The 16,577-nt window shown below is 40.2% G+C and carries 12 protein-coding genes; 6 read left to right on the forward strand and 6 right to left on the reverse strand.

Translation table 11 applies throughout. From position 1 onward, the window contains the following. Positions 1-27 precede the first annotated feature (27 nt). Positions 28-861, forward strand: a complete 834-nt coding sequence (locus HMPREF2750_RS04270; protein ID WP_070582709.1) for a KPN_02809 family neutral zinc metallopeptidase — start codon at positions 28-30, stop codon at positions 859-861. A 102-nt stretch (positions 862-963) separates the two neighbouring features. Here the strand turns inward: HMPREF2750_RS04270 and ileS are convergent, their stop codons facing one another. Genes ileS through murJ form a run of 3 tightly spaced genes read right to left on the reverse strand, consistent with a single transcriptional unit; the run spans position 964 to position 6,372 of the window. Further along, positions 964-3,789 carry an isoleucine--tRNA ligase gene (ileS, locus tag HMPREF2750_RS04275; RefSeq protein WP_070582711.1) on the reverse strand — a complete coding sequence of 942 codons (2,826 nt, stop codon included), beginning with the start codon at positions 3,787-3,789 and terminating at the stop codon, positions 964-966. Between the two features lie 32 nt (positions 3,790-3,821). After that, positions 3,822-4,748: a bifunctional riboflavin kinase/FAD synthetase gene (gene ribF / locus HMPREF2750_RS04280; protein WP_070582713.1), complete on the reverse strand. Its 927-nt coding sequence runs from the start codon at positions 4,746-4,748 to the stop codon at positions 3,822-3,824. 49 nt (positions 4,749-4,797) lie between these two features. Further along, on the reverse strand, positions 4,798-6,372 hold the full coding sequence (gene murJ / locus HMPREF2750_RS04285) for a murein biosynthesis integral membrane protein MurJ (RefSeq protein ID WP_070582715.1): 1,575 nt from the start codon (positions 6,370-6,372) through the stop codon (positions 4,798-4,800). 266 nt (positions 6,373-6,638) lie between these two features. On the opposite strand from murJ, the gene rpsT reads away from it, so the two are divergent. The 3 genes from rpsT (at position 6,639) to rlmB (ending at position 10,165) form a co-directional block, all read left to right on the forward strand. Next, positions 6,639-6,902, forward strand: a complete 264-nt coding sequence (rpsT, locus tag HMPREF2750_RS04290) for a 30S ribosomal protein S20 (protein ID WP_005695217.1) — start codon at positions 6,639-6,641, stop codon at positions 6,900-6,902. Positions 6,903-7,062: 160 nt separating this feature from the next. Next, complete coding sequence (gene rnr / locus HMPREF2750_RS04295) at positions 7,063-9,408, forward strand: ribonuclease R (RefSeq protein ID WP_070582717.1); 2,346 nt, start codon at positions 7,063-7,065, stop codon at positions 9,406-9,408. Between the two features lie 16 nt (positions 9,409-9,424). Next, positions 9,425-10,165 carry a 23S rRNA (guanosine(2251)-2'-O)-methyltransferase RlmB gene (gene rlmB / locus HMPREF2750_RS04300; RefSeq protein WP_070582719.1) on the forward strand — a complete coding sequence of 247 codons (741 nt, stop codon included), beginning with the start codon at positions 9,425-9,427 and terminating at the stop codon, positions 10,163-10,165. 65 nt (positions 10,166-10,230) lie between these two features. On the opposite strand, the gene brnQ is transcribed toward rlmB, so the two are convergent. Then, the gene (brnQ, locus tag HMPREF2750_RS04305; protein WP_070582721.1) at positions 10,231-11,532 is read right to left on the reverse strand and encodes a branched-chain amino acid transport system II carrier protein; all 1,302 of its coding nucleotides are present in this window, start codon (positions 11,530-11,532) and stop codon (positions 10,231-10,233) included. Positions 11,533-11,741: 209 nt separating this feature from the next. Between brnQ and nhaA the strand changes: the two genes are divergently transcribed. Beyond that, positions 11,742-12,929: a Na+/H+ antiporter NhaA gene (gene nhaA / locus HMPREF2750_RS04310; RefSeq protein WP_070582723.1), complete on the forward strand. Its 1,188-nt coding sequence runs from the start codon at positions 11,742-11,744 to the stop codon at positions 12,927-12,929. 8 nt (positions 12,930-12,937) lie between these two features. Then, positions 12,938-14,470: a glycosyltransferase family A protein gene (locus HMPREF2750_RS04315; protein ID WP_070582725.1), complete on the forward strand. Its 1,533-nt coding sequence runs from the start codon at positions 12,938-12,940 to the stop codon at positions 14,468-14,470. 91 nt (positions 14,471-14,561) lie between these two features. Here the strand turns inward: HMPREF2750_RS04315 and HMPREF2750_RS04320 are convergent, their stop codons facing one another. Beyond that, on the reverse strand, positions 14,562-15,701 hold the full coding sequence (locus HMPREF2750_RS04320) for a DUF2827 family protein (protein WP_070582727.1): 1,140 nt from the start codon (positions 15,699-15,701) through the stop codon (positions 14,562-14,564). Positions 15,702-15,831: 130 nt separating this feature from the next. Next, positions 15,832-16,577, reverse strand: a 746-nt coding sequence (locus HMPREF2750_RS04325; protein WP_261660664.1) for a YadA family autotransporter adhesin, incomplete at its 5' end; no start/stop codon positions are given.

The raw sequence follows: 16,577 nt of genomic DNA on the forward strand, positions 1-16,577 counted from the left end.
AATTTACTCACTCAAAAAGGACAATTTATGCGTTGGGAAGGTCGTAGAGAAAGCTCAAATATTGAAGATAGACGTGGCTCTGGCGGTAACTTCGGTGGCGGAAAAGGCACGGGTATTTTCGGTATTATTATCTTATTAGTTGGTGCTTATTATGGCGTGGATCTTTCAGGCTTAGTGGGCACACCGGATTTTTCTGGACAAAGCTCTCAACGATTAGAAACCCAAGAAGAACAGCAGCTTGCGAGTCTTTCTAAAGTTGTATTAGCGGATACTGAAACCGTTTGGGGACAATATTTTAGACAAATGGGGAAAACCTATAGTGAGCCAACCATGGTACTTTACAATGGTGTAACCCCAACCGCTTGTGGTACCGGTCAATCTGCAATGGGCCCGTTCTACTGCCCAAGCGATCGCAAAGTTTACCTTGATTTATCATTCTATAATGAAATGAAAAATAAACTGGGTGCAGCAGGCGATTCAGCCTTTGCTTATGTGATTGCGCACGAAGTCGGTCACCACGTGCAAAATATGCTCGGCATTCTGCCGCAAGTGAATCGCGCACAACAAAGCAGCGATCGTAAAACGGCAAATCAACTTTCTGTTCAATTAGAACTTCAAGCTGACTGTTTCGCTGGTGTTTGGGCAAGCCAAGCGGTAAAAAGTGGTTTATTTGAACGCGGTGATGAAGAAAAAGCGTTTAATGCGGCAGAAGCTGTGGGCGATGACCGTTTACAAAAACGCAGCCAAGGTTATGTGGTGCCTGATAGCTTCACTCACGGCACATCTGCACAGCGTCTAGAATGGTTCAGAAAAGGCTTACAAAGCGCTAACCCTTCTGTATGTAATACCTTTAACCAATAAAATCTTTAAGGCTGATTCATATCAGCCTTTTTATTTCTGTTCATTTCAGCATAAAAAAAGTGCGGTCAATTTCGACCGCACTTTTTCTTTATGATGTTAAGCTTACGCGAACTGACGTACTTCGCCGTTACCCGCTACGTTTTCCACACAACGTGGACAAAGTGTAGGATGTTCAGGATTCATGCCGATTTTGTCAGAATAATGCCAACAACGTGGGCATTTTTCACCGTTAGAACGTGCGACGCTTACCGCAATTCCCTCTAACTCACCCGCAGCCACATCCACAGGTTTGTCTGCTAATGCTTTCACTTCTGCTTTTGAGGTAATTAACACGAAACGTAATTCATTGCCTAATTGTTCTAACAATGCACGATATTCATCGTTAGCATAAACCGTTACTTCTGCTTCTAAACCACCACCGATCACTTTATCGTTACGGGCGATTTCTAATACACGGTTCACTTCAGAACGAACTTTAATCAGTTGTTGCCAGTAAGCATCGTCTAATTTTTCATTCTCTCCTAAACCAAATAAGCCTTCGTAGAATTCTTCAGTAAAGACAAATTCAGCACGTGGCGTCGCAGTTTGTGGCAAGTAGCCCCAAATTTCATCCGCCGTGAATGACAGGATTGGTGCCATCCAACGAACCAATGCTTCCGCAATGTGCCATAACGCTGTTTGGCAGCTACGACGCGCAAGGCTGTCTGCTTTGGTGGTATATTGACGGTCTTTGATAATATCAAGGTAGAACGAGCCCATTTCCACAGAACAGAAACGCATTAAACGTTGAACCACAGTGTGGAATTGATAGTTATCGTACGCGTCTTTAATTTCTTTTTGTGCATCTAACGCACAAGCTACCGCCCAACGATCTAAGCTAATCATTTCTTCCGGTTTAACGGCATCACGTTGCGGATCAAAACCGTTTAAGTTCGCTAATAAGAAACGTGCGGTGTTACGAATACGACGATAGCTATCCGCGGCACGTTTTAAAATTTCATCAGAAACGGTCATTTCACCGGTATAGTCGGTAGATGCAACCCATAAACGTAAAATGTCACCACCGAATTTATCCATGACTTCTTGTGGGGTCACGATGTTACCGATAGATTTTGACATCTTACGGCCTTGACCATCCACGGTGAAACCATGGGTTAATACTTGTTTATATGGCGCTTTGCTGTCTGTTGCCGTAGAAAGCATTAAAGAAGACATAAACCAACCACGGTGTTGGTCAGAACCTTCTAAATACATATCGATATCTTGACCGTTAAATTCCGGACGATTCGCGACAACAGAAGAATAGGTTGATCCTGAGTCAAACCATACGTCAAGGGTATCAGGCACTTTGCGATAGCTTTCTGCGTCAGCCCCTAATAATTCTTTTTCGTCTAAATCCCACCATGCTTGAATACCGGCTTTCTCTACACGTTTCGCTACTTCTTCAAGTAACTCTAAGGTATGAGGATGAAGCTCTTCGGTTTCTTTGTGCACGAATAAGGTCATCGGTACGCCCCAAGTACGTTGACGAGAAATACACCAGTCTGGGCGGTTTTCAACCATTTTCTCAATACGTGCTTGACCCCAATCTGGAATCCAACGTACACCTTTGATTTCACCTAAGGCTTGTTGGCGTAAACCTTGTGTTTCCATACCGATAAACCATTGTGGGGTTGCACGGAAAATAATCGGGGTTTTGTGACGCCAGCAGTGTGGGTAACTGTGTTTGATTTTCTCAACTTTTAATAAGTTGCCCACTTCTTGTAATTTTTCAACAACCAATGGATTGGCTTCAAATACACCTTTGCCTGCGAAGAATTCAGTCGTTGAAATAAATTTACCGTCATTCGATACAAGACCCGCCATTGGTAAATTATATTTTTGTCCTACAATAAAGTCGTCTAAACCGTGGTCTGGTGCGGTGTGAACTAAACCTGTACCGCCATCAGTGGTCACGTGATCACCTAAAATTACTGGTACAGTGAAATCATAGAACGGATGGTTAAAGCGTACTAACTCAAGCGCTTGACCTTTTACTGAACCTAACACTTCAACTTGTTCTACGCCCACAGCTTTCGCAACAGACTCAACTAATTCAGCAGCTAAAATCACACGCTCATCGCCAAGTTGTACTAAGTTGTATTCTAAGTCTGCATTTACTGCAATCGCACGGTTAGATGGCATAGTCCAAGGTGTAGTGGTCCAAATCACCGCAGATAATTTGCCATGACCTTTGCCTACTGCGTTAAATTTCTCTTCAATTTCGACTACATTTACTGCAGGGAAGCGCACATAGATAGACGGAGAAACTTTGTCTTCGTATTCCACTTCTGCTTCTGCTAAAGAAGAGCCACAATCCAAACACCAGTGCACTGGTTTTGAACCTTTGTATAAGTGACCATTCGCAATCACTTTACCGAGTGTACGGATGATGTTTGCTTCAGTGTTGAAGTTCATCGTTAAATAAGGATTATCCCAATCGCCTAACACGCCTAAACGGATAAAATCTTTTTTCTGACCTTCTACTTGTTCTGCAGCGTATTCACGGCATTTTTGGCGGAATTCAGCTGCGGTCACTTTCTCGTTTGGTTTACCCACCAAACCTTCTACTTTTAATTCAATTGGCAAACCGTGACAGTCCCAACCCGGGATATAAGGCGAATCAAAACCTAACGCCGTTTTAGATTTAATAATAATATCTTTCAGAATTTTATTAACGGCGTGACCGATATGGATGTTACCGTTCGCATATGGAGGGCCATCATGCAAAATAAAGGATTTTTTACCTTTCGTCGCTTGGCGGATTTTTTGATACAACTGTTTGTCATACCAATTTTTTAACATTACAGGTTCGCGTTTGGCTAAATCGCCACGCATTGGGAAACCTGTTTCAGGTAAATTTAACGTGTTTTTGTAATCAACTGTCATGTTATTTTCCAATTTTATATTTCAATATAATTCTATTTTGCAAAAAATGCTTTCGCTGTTTTTACGTCTTGTTCAATTTGAGCTTTTAACACTTCAAAAGACGGAAACTTTATCTCATCTCGAATCTTATGGCAGAATTCTACTTCGACCATTTGTCCATAAATATTCTCAGAAAAATCAAATAAATGGACTTCTAATAATTGTATCGTACCGTTAATGGTTGGGCGTTTTCCCATGTTGGCGACGCCGTCAAAAATCTCGTCTGATTTCAACCGCACTTTCACGGCATAAACCCCTTTTACGGGATTCACTTGGCGATGTAAGCGAACATTCGCGGTAGGAAAACCAATGGTTCGGCCTAATTTATTGCCGTGGATCACGCGTCCAAAAATACGATAAGGCTTACCGAGCAAATTTTCCGCATGCTGTAAATCATCTTTAGCCAACGCTTCACGAATAGCGGTGCTACTGATACGTAACTCATCTAAACAGAAGGTGCGACTGTCTTCTACTTCAAAACCAAACTGCTTTCCGGCTTGTTGCAACATCGCAAAATTGCCTAAACGTTTCGCACCAAATTTGAAATCATCACCAATGCTGAGAAACTTCACATTTAATTTGCGTACAAGCCAATCTTTAATAAATTGTTCTGCTGGAAGATCAGCAAAAGTGCGGTCAAATTTCGCGACGATCACCACATCCACACCCGCCTGAGCCAAATAATGCAATTTATCTCTTAATCGCATTAAACGCGCAGGGGCTTTGTCGCCCATAAAATATTCACGCGGTTGTGGTTCGAAAAGCATCACCGCCATGGGTAAATTCAGCGCATTCGCTTTCTGACGAAGATGACGCAAAATCGCCTGATGCCCCAAATGCACTCCATCAAAATTGCCAATGGTTAATGCGCACCCTGACAAATATGGCTGTGAATTATGAAGCCCACGAATTAATTGCATTACATCTTATCCAAAAAACGAAAAATAATCGGTGCATTATAGCGGTAACTTAATGTTTTGTCAGTAAATGGTGTTTACGAACACCCAAGAGCACCAATACGCCTAAATAAACGACCGCAGCCAGCCCAATTAACCAAACCAACCAATATATACGCATTAAAAATGTCATGGCAGCCCATTCTTGAATCGACGGGCAGTTATACCAAACCAAACCGCCCATGGCTAAGGCTGCACCTAAAACGTTCAGAAAAAAGACCGCACTTTTACGTGAAAAATGGTATACATCCTCTTTAGCTAAACCACGATAAAGCAAATAAGCATTTAAGGTTGCTGACATGGCAGAAGCAATCGCTAACCCCACATAACTAAATGGAATCGCCAATACGTTAAAGCCCATATTACTCACCATGGCGATGATCCCGATTTTCACGGGCGTTTTAGTGTCTTGCCGTGCGTAATAGCCATTAGCCAAGATCTTAATCAGCATAAAGCTAAGCAAACCGGCATTGAATGCCCATAAAGAATAAGAGGCGGCATGCACATCTGTTAAGGTAAAACTGCCACGCATAAACAATACCAGTAACATTGGTTGGGCTAACACGGCAATACCAATCGCAGCCGGCACGCCGAGTAATAAAATCATTCGTACGCCCCAGTCCATTGTGTTGCGAAAATCAACCGCACTTTGGGAAGAATTATCTTCTCGATTCACATGATGGCGAGCAAGCGTCGGTAAAATCACAGTGGAAATCGCAATACCAAATAGCCCAAGCGGAAACTCTAATAGACGATCAGAATAATAAAGCCAACTAATAGATCCCGTCATTAAGAAACTGGCAATGACCGTATCAAGCAACAAGTTGATTTGACTTACGGAAACTCCAAACAAGGCAGGAATCATTAATCGACGGATTTTCGCTACTCCTTCATCATGCCATGCCCATTTTGGTTTTACGAGCAAGCCTGCTTTCTTCAAGAAAGGGATTTGAAATAAAAATTGTAATAAACCGCCTAAGAAGATCCCGATAGCGAGAGCAAGATCAGGATTGTCTAATCTTGGTGCAAGGAAAAGTGCGGTTGCAATCATGGCAATATTTAACAAAACAGGCGAAAACGACATCACACCAAATTTGCCTATCGTATTTAAAATCGCGCCTGAAAGTGCCACAAAGGTGACAAACCATAAATAAGGAAAAGTAATTTTTAAGAGTAAAGAGGCTTGTTCAAATTTGTGTGCATCGGGTCCGTCATTTAGCCAATCGGTAAACCAGCCCATCCCGAAGATCGCCGCCACAACAGGTGATCCCACCATAGCAAGCAAGGTGACAATACTGACTAAACCGCCTAGCGTACCCGACACTTTCCCGATAAATTCTCGCGTTTTAGAAAGATCGCCCGATTTTTGATATTCGGCTAACACAGGGACAAAAGCCTGAGAAAATGCCCCTTCCGCAAATAAACGACGTAAAAAGTTTGGGATACGGTTAGCGAATAGAAACACGTCCGCCGCTGCACCAGCACCGATTAAATGGGCGATCACCACATCGCGGACTAAACCTAACACACGGGACACTAATGTCATCCCACTCACGATAATGCCGGATTTTAAAAGTCGTTTACTCAAAATAGGGGTCTCTTCAAAAAAATTTGCCTTAATTGTATAGAATTTTTGTTTTTACGCTATATTCCAACGAAAAAAACTGATAAAATCCTGCCCACATCGTTTGTGTGAGCCAATAGAAAGCGCTTTTTTTAAATAACGATGCTTACTTTCGGTTGTGTCTCACCGAAATCAACACAAATTATTCATTGACAAAAGTATAAAAAATCGGCATATTCTACGCCCTTATTTTGTCATAATCATCTAACAGAAATTTTAGGAGTTTGACCTTGGCTAATATCAAGTCAGCAAAAAAACGCGCGGTTCAATCTGAAAAACGCCGCCAACACAACGCAAGCCAACGCTCTATGATGCGTACTTACATCAAAAAAGTATATGCTCAAGTAGCAGCAGGTGAAAAAGCAGCAGCTGAAGCAGCATTCGTTGAAATGCAAAAAGTTGTTGACCGTATGGCTTCTAAAGGCTTAATCCACGCTAACAAAGCAGCAAACCACAAAGCTAAATTAGCTGCTCAAATCAAAAAATTAGCGTAATTAAAGCATTAAAACAGCTTAAAAATAAAACCGCACTTTGGTGCGGTTTTTGTTTGCCGTAAACCGTCCTGCCACAAACGTCTGATAACAAGCTTGCATTCCCCCCCTTAACCTGTAAACTACCCCACAACTTAAAAATTAATCATAAAATAAACAATAAATGACCAAAAAATCTTTTAAAAAAACAGATCCGAATTATCAAAAAGAATTAGCCAAATATGGTAATCCGATCCCAAGCAGAGACTACATTCTGCAAATTATTCGTGAAAATAATGCCCCGATGAGTCGGGAAGAAATTCTGACCGCACTTTCAATTAAAAGTGACGAACAACAAGAAGCCATGCGCCGCCGCTTGCGTGCCATGGAAAATGATGGACAGTTAGTTTTCACTAAACGTAAACGCTATGCCTTGCCTGAAAAATTAGATTTATTCAAAGGCATGGTCATCGGCCATCGCGAAGGCTATGGCTTTTTACAAGTCGAAGGTAAAAAAGAGGATCTCTTTATTCCTAATCACCAAATGCAACGTGTAATGCATGGTGATTTTGTATTAGCCCAACCTGCAGGCTTAGATCGCCGTGGTCGTCGCGAAGTCCGTATTGTTCGCGTACTTGAAAGTCGGAAAAAACAAATTGTCGGCCGTTTCTTCTTAGAAAATGGCTTTAGCTATGTGGTGCCTGATGACAGCCGTATCGGACGAGATATTTTAGTCCCTAATGAACACCGCAATGGGGCTCGAATGGGGCAAGTTGTCGTGGTTGAATTGCAAGAACGATCTGCCTCCTTCACTCAACCTGTTGGTATTATTACCGAAATTCTGGGTGACAATATGGCAAAAGGGATGGAAGTGGAGATTGCTCTTCGTAATCATGACATTCCTCACCAATTCCCAAGTGCGGTCGAAAAATACGTTAAAAAATTCACGGAAGAAGTGCCTGAAGAAGCAAAAAAAGGCCGTGTGGATTTACGCGATCTACCACTGGTTACAATTGATGGCGAAGATGCGCGCGATTTTGATGATGCCGTATATTGCGAAAAAAGCGGTAAAGGCTGGAAGCTTTGGGTGGCAATTGCCGATGTCAGCTATTATGTGCGTTTACGTTCTGCATTGGACACAGAAGCTTATAACCGAGGTAACTCCGTTTACTTCCCTAATCGTGTTGTGCCAATGTTGCCGGAGATTTTATCCAACGGATTATGTTCACTGAATCCACAAGTTGATCGCTTGTGTATGGTGTGTGAAATGCACATTTCTGCCAAAGGTAAACTCACGGACTATCGTTTTTATGAAGCGGTAATGAATTCTCATGCACGTTTAACCTATACGAAAGTCGCGGCAATTTTAGACGGCGATGATGAGCTCCGCACGCGCTATCAAGGGCTAGTACCACATTTAGAAGAATTGCATCATCTCTATCAAGCGTTACTCAATGCACGCAAACAACGTGGTGCCATCGATTTTGAAACCATCGAAACCAAATTTATTTTCAATGCCATGGGACGAATTGATCGCATTGAACCTGTTGTTCGAAATGATGCGCACAAAATCATTGAAGAATGCATGATTCTTGCAAATATTGCAGCAGCAAACTTTATGGAAAAGCATAAAGAACCTGCACTCTATCGTATTCATGCCACACCGAGTGAAGAAAAACTGACGTCTTTCCGTGCATTTTTAAGTGAATGCGGTTTAAGCCTTGAAGGCGGCATGAAACCGACCACAAAAGATTATGCGAAATTGTTAGAGCAAGTGAAAGATCGCCCAGATCACGAACTCATTCAAACCATGTTGCTCCGTTCATTAAGCCAAGCGGTTTATCATGCGGATAATATCGGTCACTTTGGTTTGGCGTTAGAGGAATATGCACACTTTACTTCCCCGATTCGTCGTTATCCAGATTTAACTCTTCACCGTGGGATTAAGTATTTATTAGCAAAAGAAAAAGGTGCTAAACGTAAAACGACAGATACTGGCGGCTATCATTATTCTTTTGATGAAATGGATTTATTAGGCGATCACTGCTCGATGACAGAACGCCGTGCCGATGATGCCACTCGCGAAGTAGCAGATTGGCTGAAATGTGAATATATGCAAGATCACGTGGGCGCTGAATTTAGCGGAGTGATCTCATCTGTAACGGGCTTTGGCTTATTCGTTCGTTTAGATGATTTATTCATTGACGGCTTAGTCCATATTTCCACTTTAGATAACGACTACTATCAATTTGATGCCGCTAAACAACGTTTAATCGGTGAAAATAGTGGTATGATCTACCGCCTTGGCGATAAAGTAAAAATTCGCGTGGTCGCCGTTCATTTAGAACAAAAAATGGTGGATTTCAGTTTAGTCGAAAGTGCGAGAAAACCACGTCGTGTGGGAAAAACAGCGAAACAAAAAGCGGAAAAAGTATTTAAGGAACTGCCACCTAAAGCGTCAAAAAAACGTAAAAGTGCGGTTAAAAATAAAGATGTTTCTAAGAAACCGACGAGAAAACGGAAGAAATAATAAACAAGAGAGCCCTATGTCAGAAAATATCTATGGTATCCATGCTGTAAACAGCATTTTAGCAAATAGCCCTGAGCGTTTAATTGAAGTATTTGTGCTGAAAGGCCGTGAAGATAAACGCCTACAACCCTTACTCAATGAGCTCTATGCTTTAGGCATTGCGGTGCAATTTGTAAACCGTCAAACATTAGATAAAAAATCCAACGGTGAAGTACATCAAGGTGTGATTGCGCGTGTGCAAGAAGCGAAAGAGCTGAATGAACATGATTTGGATAAACTTCTTACTCGTAAACAAAATCCACTTTTATTGGTGCTTGATGGCGTGACAGATCCTCATAACCTGGGTGCCTGTTTACGTACTGCAGATGCTGCCGGCGTGAGCGCTGTTATTGTGCCAAAAGATAAATCCGCTCAACTCACGTCTATTGTACGTAAAGTGGCTTGCGGTGCTGCGGAGACTGTGCCATTAATTCGTGTTACTAACTTAGCGCGTACTTTGCGAGATCTACAACAAAATCATAATATTTGGGTAGTAGGTACGGCCGGCGAAGCAACAGAAACCATTTATCAGAGCAAACTTACGGGTTCTCTTGCCTTAGTGATGGGGGCCGAAGGTGAAGGCATGCGCCGTCTTACTCGTGAGCATTGCGATCAACTCATTAGTATTCCAATGGCGGGCTCAGTGTCATCCCTGAATGTTTCCGTTGCAACAGGTGTATGTTTATTTGAAATTGTGAGACAACGTCTTGCAGCCTAAAAATGCGTGAAAAAACGACCGCACTTGATATAAAAAATGCCGATAAATCATTATCGGCATTTTTATTATTTTGAAATGGTTTTCCCGAATATCATGGAAAGCACTAAAGTACATAATGAGGGCACAAGCCACGCAAGCCCTTGTGAATAGAGCGGGAAATGAGTCATGATTTGATGTAACCCTTCCGGCAACATATCCAAGTTTTTCAGGCTATCAATCAAACTAAAACAAACCGTTACTAAAATGGTCACGTAATAGCTCAATCGAATAGAAGGCAATTTATTACGCACAAGCTGTAAAACCACTAACATGATCGCCATTGGGTAAATCAACAACAAGGCTGGAATCGTCACTCGGAGTAATTTTGTTAAGCCATATTGTGAAATAATTGTCGTCATGGCAGTGAAGAAGACAATCCAAAATGGATAAGAAAAACGCGTCGAAAACTTGGAGAAGTAATCACCACACGCACTGGTTACGCCCACTAATGTGGTTAGACTTGCTAAAGTAATAATACCCGCCATAATCCAGGTTCCCGCCGTGCCAAATAAACTGTTCACATAACGAGAGAAGATTTGGCCGCCATTTGTTGCACCTTGTGCCACCGCATCAGAAGTCGCGCCTAAGTAGAATAAAGAAAAATATAAGCAACCTAATAAGACGACTGATACCAAACCCGCTGAAATCGTATATTGAACAATCTTTTGTGGATTGGTCACATTTTTTGCAGACAACGCCCGTGCAACAATGCCACCAAAGGCAATCGCAGCCAGTACATCCATTGTTTGATAACCACTAATTAATCCTGTGGTTAATGCTGAATTCTCGGCATAAGCCTGCGACGGGGCAACAATGTCAGAAAGAGGTGAAACAAAAACCGTGATCCCAACAACGAGCAATAATACCAACAATGCTGGCGTCATCACTTCACCCACCGTTGAAATAATGGTACTTGGGCGAATCATGAATCCCATCGCGATAATATTAAAGATCACAGAGAAAATAAGACGTGTTGTCGCACTATCTTCAACGAGCCCCAATGGTAACCATGCCATTTCATAAGCGACATTAGTAATTCGAGGCATTGCAAAGGTTGAACCGATGACTAAATAAAGAATGGTTAAAAAGGCTACGCCTGCCCACTTGGGTAAGTCCTTAGTCAGTTCTTCACCACGTCCTAATACTGACACAACAACTAATGTAATAAATGGCATGAGTACGCCTGTTATCACAAATCCTAGCGAAGCGGTTGCCCAATGGTTACCTGCGGAGTAACCTTCCATCGGTGGAAAAATAATATTTCCTGCGCCTAAAAATAAAGCAAAAATCATCATGCCTAATACGATGATGTCTTTTTTTGAAAACATAAGTATTCTCGAATAAATAAATTTTAAGAATTTTACTATTAAATTGTTTTTTATTCCAAAAAGGAAAATAAATTTTGTGAAATAGATCACGAAATCTATCATATTCCGATTAAATCACACATTATCCACCGCCTCTTTCCCCAAAATCAGTAAATTTGTGATAATATCCAAGCTTTATTATTTTTATTACTTTTTTTAGGAGAGAATGAATGAATAAACTGAGTTTGATTCAACAAATTCAGCGTTTTTTCAAATTGGAATCAGCTGGCGGAATTTTATTACTTTTTTCAGCGGTAGTTGCAATGCTATTAGCCAATTCACCGCTTAATCAAACCTATAATGACTTTTTAAACTTACCAGTCAGCATTCAAGTAGGTACTTTTTCTATCGATAAAACCTTAATTCACTGGATCAACGATGGTTTTATGGCGGTATTCTTTGTTTTAGTGGGAATGGAAGTCAAAAGAGAATTATTTGAGGGATCCCTTTCAAGCTATCAACAAGCGATTTTCCCTGCTATTGCAGCGGTGGGGGGAATGATCATTCCAGCATTAGTTTACGTTTTTATCGCCCAACACGATCCCGCTTTAGCCGATGGCTGGGCTATCCCAATGGCAACAGACATTGCCTTTGCTCTTGGTATCATGGCGTTATTAAGTAAACAAGTGCCACTCCCACTAAAAATCTTTTTACTTGCTTTAGCCATCATTGATGACTTAGGTGCCATCGTTGTTATTGCACTGTTTTTCTCACACGGATTGAGTGTACAAGCTCTCATCTTTGCTGCAGTTGCTATTGTTGCACTTATCGCATTAAATCGCTTTAAAGTGACCGCACTTTGTGCCTATATGCTGGTGGGAACAATCTTATGGGCTTCGGTATTAAAATCAGGCGTACATGCCACTCTTGCAGGGGTTATCATCGGATTTTGTATTCCATTGAAAGGCAAAAATGGCGAAACTCCATTACATGACTTTGAACACATTCTTGCCCCTTGGTCATCTTTTGTTATCCTACCATTATTTGCATTTGCCAATGCGGGGGTAAGCTTTGATGGCATAGATCTCAGCATGCTAACATCACCATTATTGCTCGCGATTTCTCTTGGCTTAATTATCGGAAAACCACTCGGCGTATTTGGTTTCAGTTATCTTTCCGTTAAACTTGGCATTGCAAAACTTCCACAAGGCATTAACTTTAAACAAATTTTTGCCGTGGCAATTTTGTGTGGTATCGGTTTCACCATGTCGATGTTCTTAGCAAGCCTTGCCTTCAATGCTGATGCAGGTGAAAGCATTAACGCGCTTTCTCGATTAGGGATCTTATTAGGCTCCACTGTTTCTGCGATTGTGGGGTATATGGCGTTAAAAGCGACTACCGCGAAAAATAAAGGGTAATCAAAACGATGGAAAAACTAACCTGTTATGTGATTTATGCTTCTGAAAAAATAGAGACACTGAGTCATTTTTTACAATGCGCCTATGACTCTCATGTTGTTCCTATTTCTGCAGTAACTAAAGAACAGGTTAGCTTACTGGGTAATTCTTCAGCCTTATTTAATTTAAAGAAAGCAGAAGAACTACTTGATCGGACTCCCAATAACAAAGAAATTGCCCACACGCTATCTCATATTCACTGCTGGAAGACGATTGCTGAAAATGAACAGTTACAAGATAATGATTTTGTTTTAATTGCTGAAAGTGAAATACAACCTGTTGAAAACTTCATTCAGCATGCTATCAATTATGCTAATAAATACTCTTCTTACGGAATTATCAAATTACAGCGCGATGGTGAAACTCCTGCTTGTGAACGCCTATACCAAGCTAGTGATGAGCCGGATGCATTAATCTATGGTGATACAAATCAGTACAACTATGGTTGTTCGCTTTATCTCATCCGAAAAGATGTCGCAAAAAAATTAACCGTACTTTTAAGTGAAACAAAACCCTACTGGCTTGCAGATCAATTTACTGCATTCCATGAACCTCAAAATATTGCTCAAGCACGTTATCTATTGGGGAAAAATCCAAGACAAAAACAACAAGATAAAGTTGAAAATCCACTATTTAGTATCATTGTACCAATCTATAATGTTGAACGTTACCTCGAACAATGTATTGAATCTGTCTTAGCGCAAGATTATCAAAATTATGAATTTATTTTAGTTGATGATGGTTCACCAGATAATTCTATCGACATTTGCGCCAAATATGCTAAACAATATTCTAATATTGTTTTTATCCATAAAATTAACGGTGGAGTATCCGACGCAAGAAATGCAGGCATTCAAATTGCTCGAGGAGAGTATTTAATGTTTTTAGATAGTGATGATTATTGGGAAGGAACAACTGTTCTCTCTGATTTACAAAAGATAATTACTGAAAATAATCCCGATATTATCTTCAATTATATGAGTAGTATCTATCCTGACAAAATTGTAAACCATTACATCAACCGAGATAAGCTAATAGGTTCTTTTAGGGAAGACTTTCAAGGTCTTTATCAAGATGGAATTTATCTTGGGTTCCCCTTTACAAAAACAATAAAAAGAGAATTAATTTTAACAAACCACCTCTTTTTTATAAAAGGGCGATCTTTTGAAGATGTTGCATGGAGTTTTTTTCTTACTAAATATATTAGTAGTTATGCGATTTATAAAAACTGCTTTTATATGTATAGAAGAGAAAGAAAAGGTTCAATTAGTTCTGTTGCGACCTCTAAAAATCAAGTAAGTCTATTTCAAAATCTATCTGATGTAATAACTGAAATAGAAAATATGAAACTCAACAATGAGTTGTCACCTGGATTTAAAAAATATGTAGATGATATTTATGGGTATGTAATGACATGCTATGAACTGCTGCCAGAGAATGAAAAAGTAGATTTTCTTAATTTGAAAGAAAAATACGAAAAAGAATTTAATGCTTTGTGGTAAATATTATAGATAAACACACTATTAATACTAATTAAAATTTATAAGTTGAATAAAAAATCCCTTAGTGCTCACTGAGGGATTTTTACAAGTCTTATTCAGAAAACAACCGCTTGATCTCTTTCTCATACAAATAAATATTCACAGGATTAGTTGGTAATTGCGAATCTAGATATTCATTTGCTCTTTTCACATATTCTTCATGATGCTTATCATGGTTATCAATCACATCAAGTAATACTTTTGCACCTTCAAATGCATCGAACTGATCGTAATAATACCCTACACCTTTCGGAATTAGTTTTGAATTATGAATAAATGGATAACCACCATACAATGCATCATTATAAGCATAATTTAAGCCATTTTCCCATTGATGACTAAGCACAATATCCACATAACGGGTCAGAAAATCTGGCATTTGGTAACGCCCTTCTACCGTCATTACTCCATTTTTGACAAGATTAGTTCGTCCTATGAAATTGAAAAAGGTTGGATTATCTTTTTTATCGTAGGTGTTGCACATATAGACATTTTTAATTTTCTCAGGAGCTTCACGATAGGCTTGTTCAGCAATTAACACTGGCGTAAAGCAAGTTTTCACTACGTTAATATTGGCTTCAAAAGAGGCTATACGTTTAGCTTTTTTCTCAGCATCTGGTTTATAACCAAAAGTAAGATTATGCTTCTCTTTAATTCGCTTAATCACCTGATCACAGAATACCGGCGACCAAATTGCAGGCACCACATAAGCAGGACAACGATACATAATGGAAAAATAAGATTTACAGGTATTCTCATGCTGTGGAATCATCCATACAGAATCAAATAACGTACCGTTAAACACTCTTCCTGCTTTCTTATCAAAAAGGAAATTTTCCATATCCATAATAAAGTCATTACCCATTTTATAGCAAACAACTTTACCACCATGTTGATGCATTCGAGTAACTTGATTAGGTTCAATCACCAATGTTCCCTCAATCAATACGTCTAATTGATCAATTACATCCTCAATATAAGCGTATTTCAAATTTAATCCATCAAGCATAAACCCTTCTGGAGGTGTAGTGCGTTTTTCTGGTCCCCATGAAACCAAAATAACATCTTCTACAATCGATGAATGTTGCAATAAATGATAAAGGTGAATAACATTTTGATTCGCACCATTTGCCCAAATATCTGTGACTTTTGCTTCTAAATTAAAGGTGATCCCAATTTTATATTTACGCATAATTCTCTTCCTTTTTATTATTTAAATCATCTGAAAGTGCGGTCAAAAATAAACGTATTTTCAAATGATTTAAATAATAAAAATCACTCGGATATTCCTACCCGAGTGATTTATCTTAATTAGTTGATTATTACCATTGGTAACCTACACCGGCACCAACATTGTAATCACCTTGTGTAGTTGCTGCACCACTCACTTTGAAGATAACTTTATTGTTATCGCTCGCACGTGAGTAACCTACTGCAACTGCACTTTCACCTTTGTAGTTACCTACACCAAGGCCAACCATTGAACCACCTGGTTTAGTCACTTGTGGAATATTCGCTGCAGCAGTTGCTCCTGCGATACCACCACGAAGTTTCTTATCAGTTTTCTTCATTTCGCTACGAACTGCACCAACAGAACGATCAACATATTGTTTGTTTGCCGCATCCGTACCACGAACTGGATCTGCCACATTGGTGATTCGACGTTCATTACCAACTGAACCCACTGAAACAGTATTCGCTTCATTTGCTACAGAGCCTTGACCTAATGCCACAGAATTGTTTGCGGTGGCTTTCGCACCTTGACCGATAGCCGTTGCATTATTAGCTGAAGCATTAGCCCCCTGACCAATTGCAGTTGCATTCTTACCATTTGCGTTAGCATTTGTACCAAACGAAGAGCTATTATCACCTTTCGCTTTCGCACCTGAACCTACTGCAGTCGCATTGTTGCCATCGACTTCAGATTCAACGTTGTTTACTTTGCCGTTTTCATCTGTTGATTTCACAACACGTTTAATTGATGCTGATTCCTCTTTTGCTACTGTCGCAGAGCTTTCTGCCGCTGAAGCGGATGAGCTTGCTGCGGTTGCTGAGCTATCTGCCGCTG

It is taken from the genome of Haemophilus sp. HMSC066D02 (assembly GCF_001810545.1).
Lineage (GTDB): Bacteria > Pseudomonadota > Gammaproteobacteria > Enterobacterales > Pasteurellaceae > Haemophilus_D.

Excerpts from the sequence above, each read along its gene's own strand:
- brnQ (WP_070582721.1), bottom strand. The coding sequence starts at position 11,532 with ATGTTTTCAAAAAAAGACATCATCGTATTAGGCATGATGATTTTTGCT.
- rlmB (WP_070582719.1), top strand. The coding sequence starts at position 9,425 with ATGTCAGAAAATATCTATGGTATCCATGCTGTAAACAGCATTTTAGCA.
- ribF (WP_070582713.1), bottom strand. The coding sequence starts at position 4,748 with ATGCAATTAATTCGTGGGCTTCATAATTCACAGCCATATTTGTCAGGG.
- ileS (WP_070582711.1), bottom strand. The coding sequence starts at position 3,789 with ATGACAGTTGATTACAAAAACACGTTAAATTTACCTGAAACAGGTTTC.
- nhaA (WP_070582723.1), top strand. The coding sequence starts at position 11,742 with ATGAATAAACTGAGTTTGATTCAACAAATTCAGCGTTTTTTCAAATTG.
- HMPREF2750_RS04320 (WP_070582727.1), bottom strand. The coding sequence starts at position 15,701 with ATGCGTAAATATAAAATTGGGATCACCTTTAATTTAGAAGCAAAAGTC.
- HMPREF2750_RS04270 (WP_070582709.1), top strand. The coding sequence starts at position 28 with ATGCGTTGGGAAGGTCGTAGAGAAAGCTCAAATATTGAAGATAGACGT.
- rnr (WP_070582717.1), top strand. The coding sequence starts at position 7,063 with ATGACCAAAAAATCTTTTAAAAAAACAGATCCGAATTATCAAAAAGAA.
- HMPREF2750_RS04315 (WP_070582725.1), top strand. The coding sequence starts at position 12,938 with ATGGAAAAACTAACCTGTTATGTGATTTATGCTTCTGAAAAAATAGAG.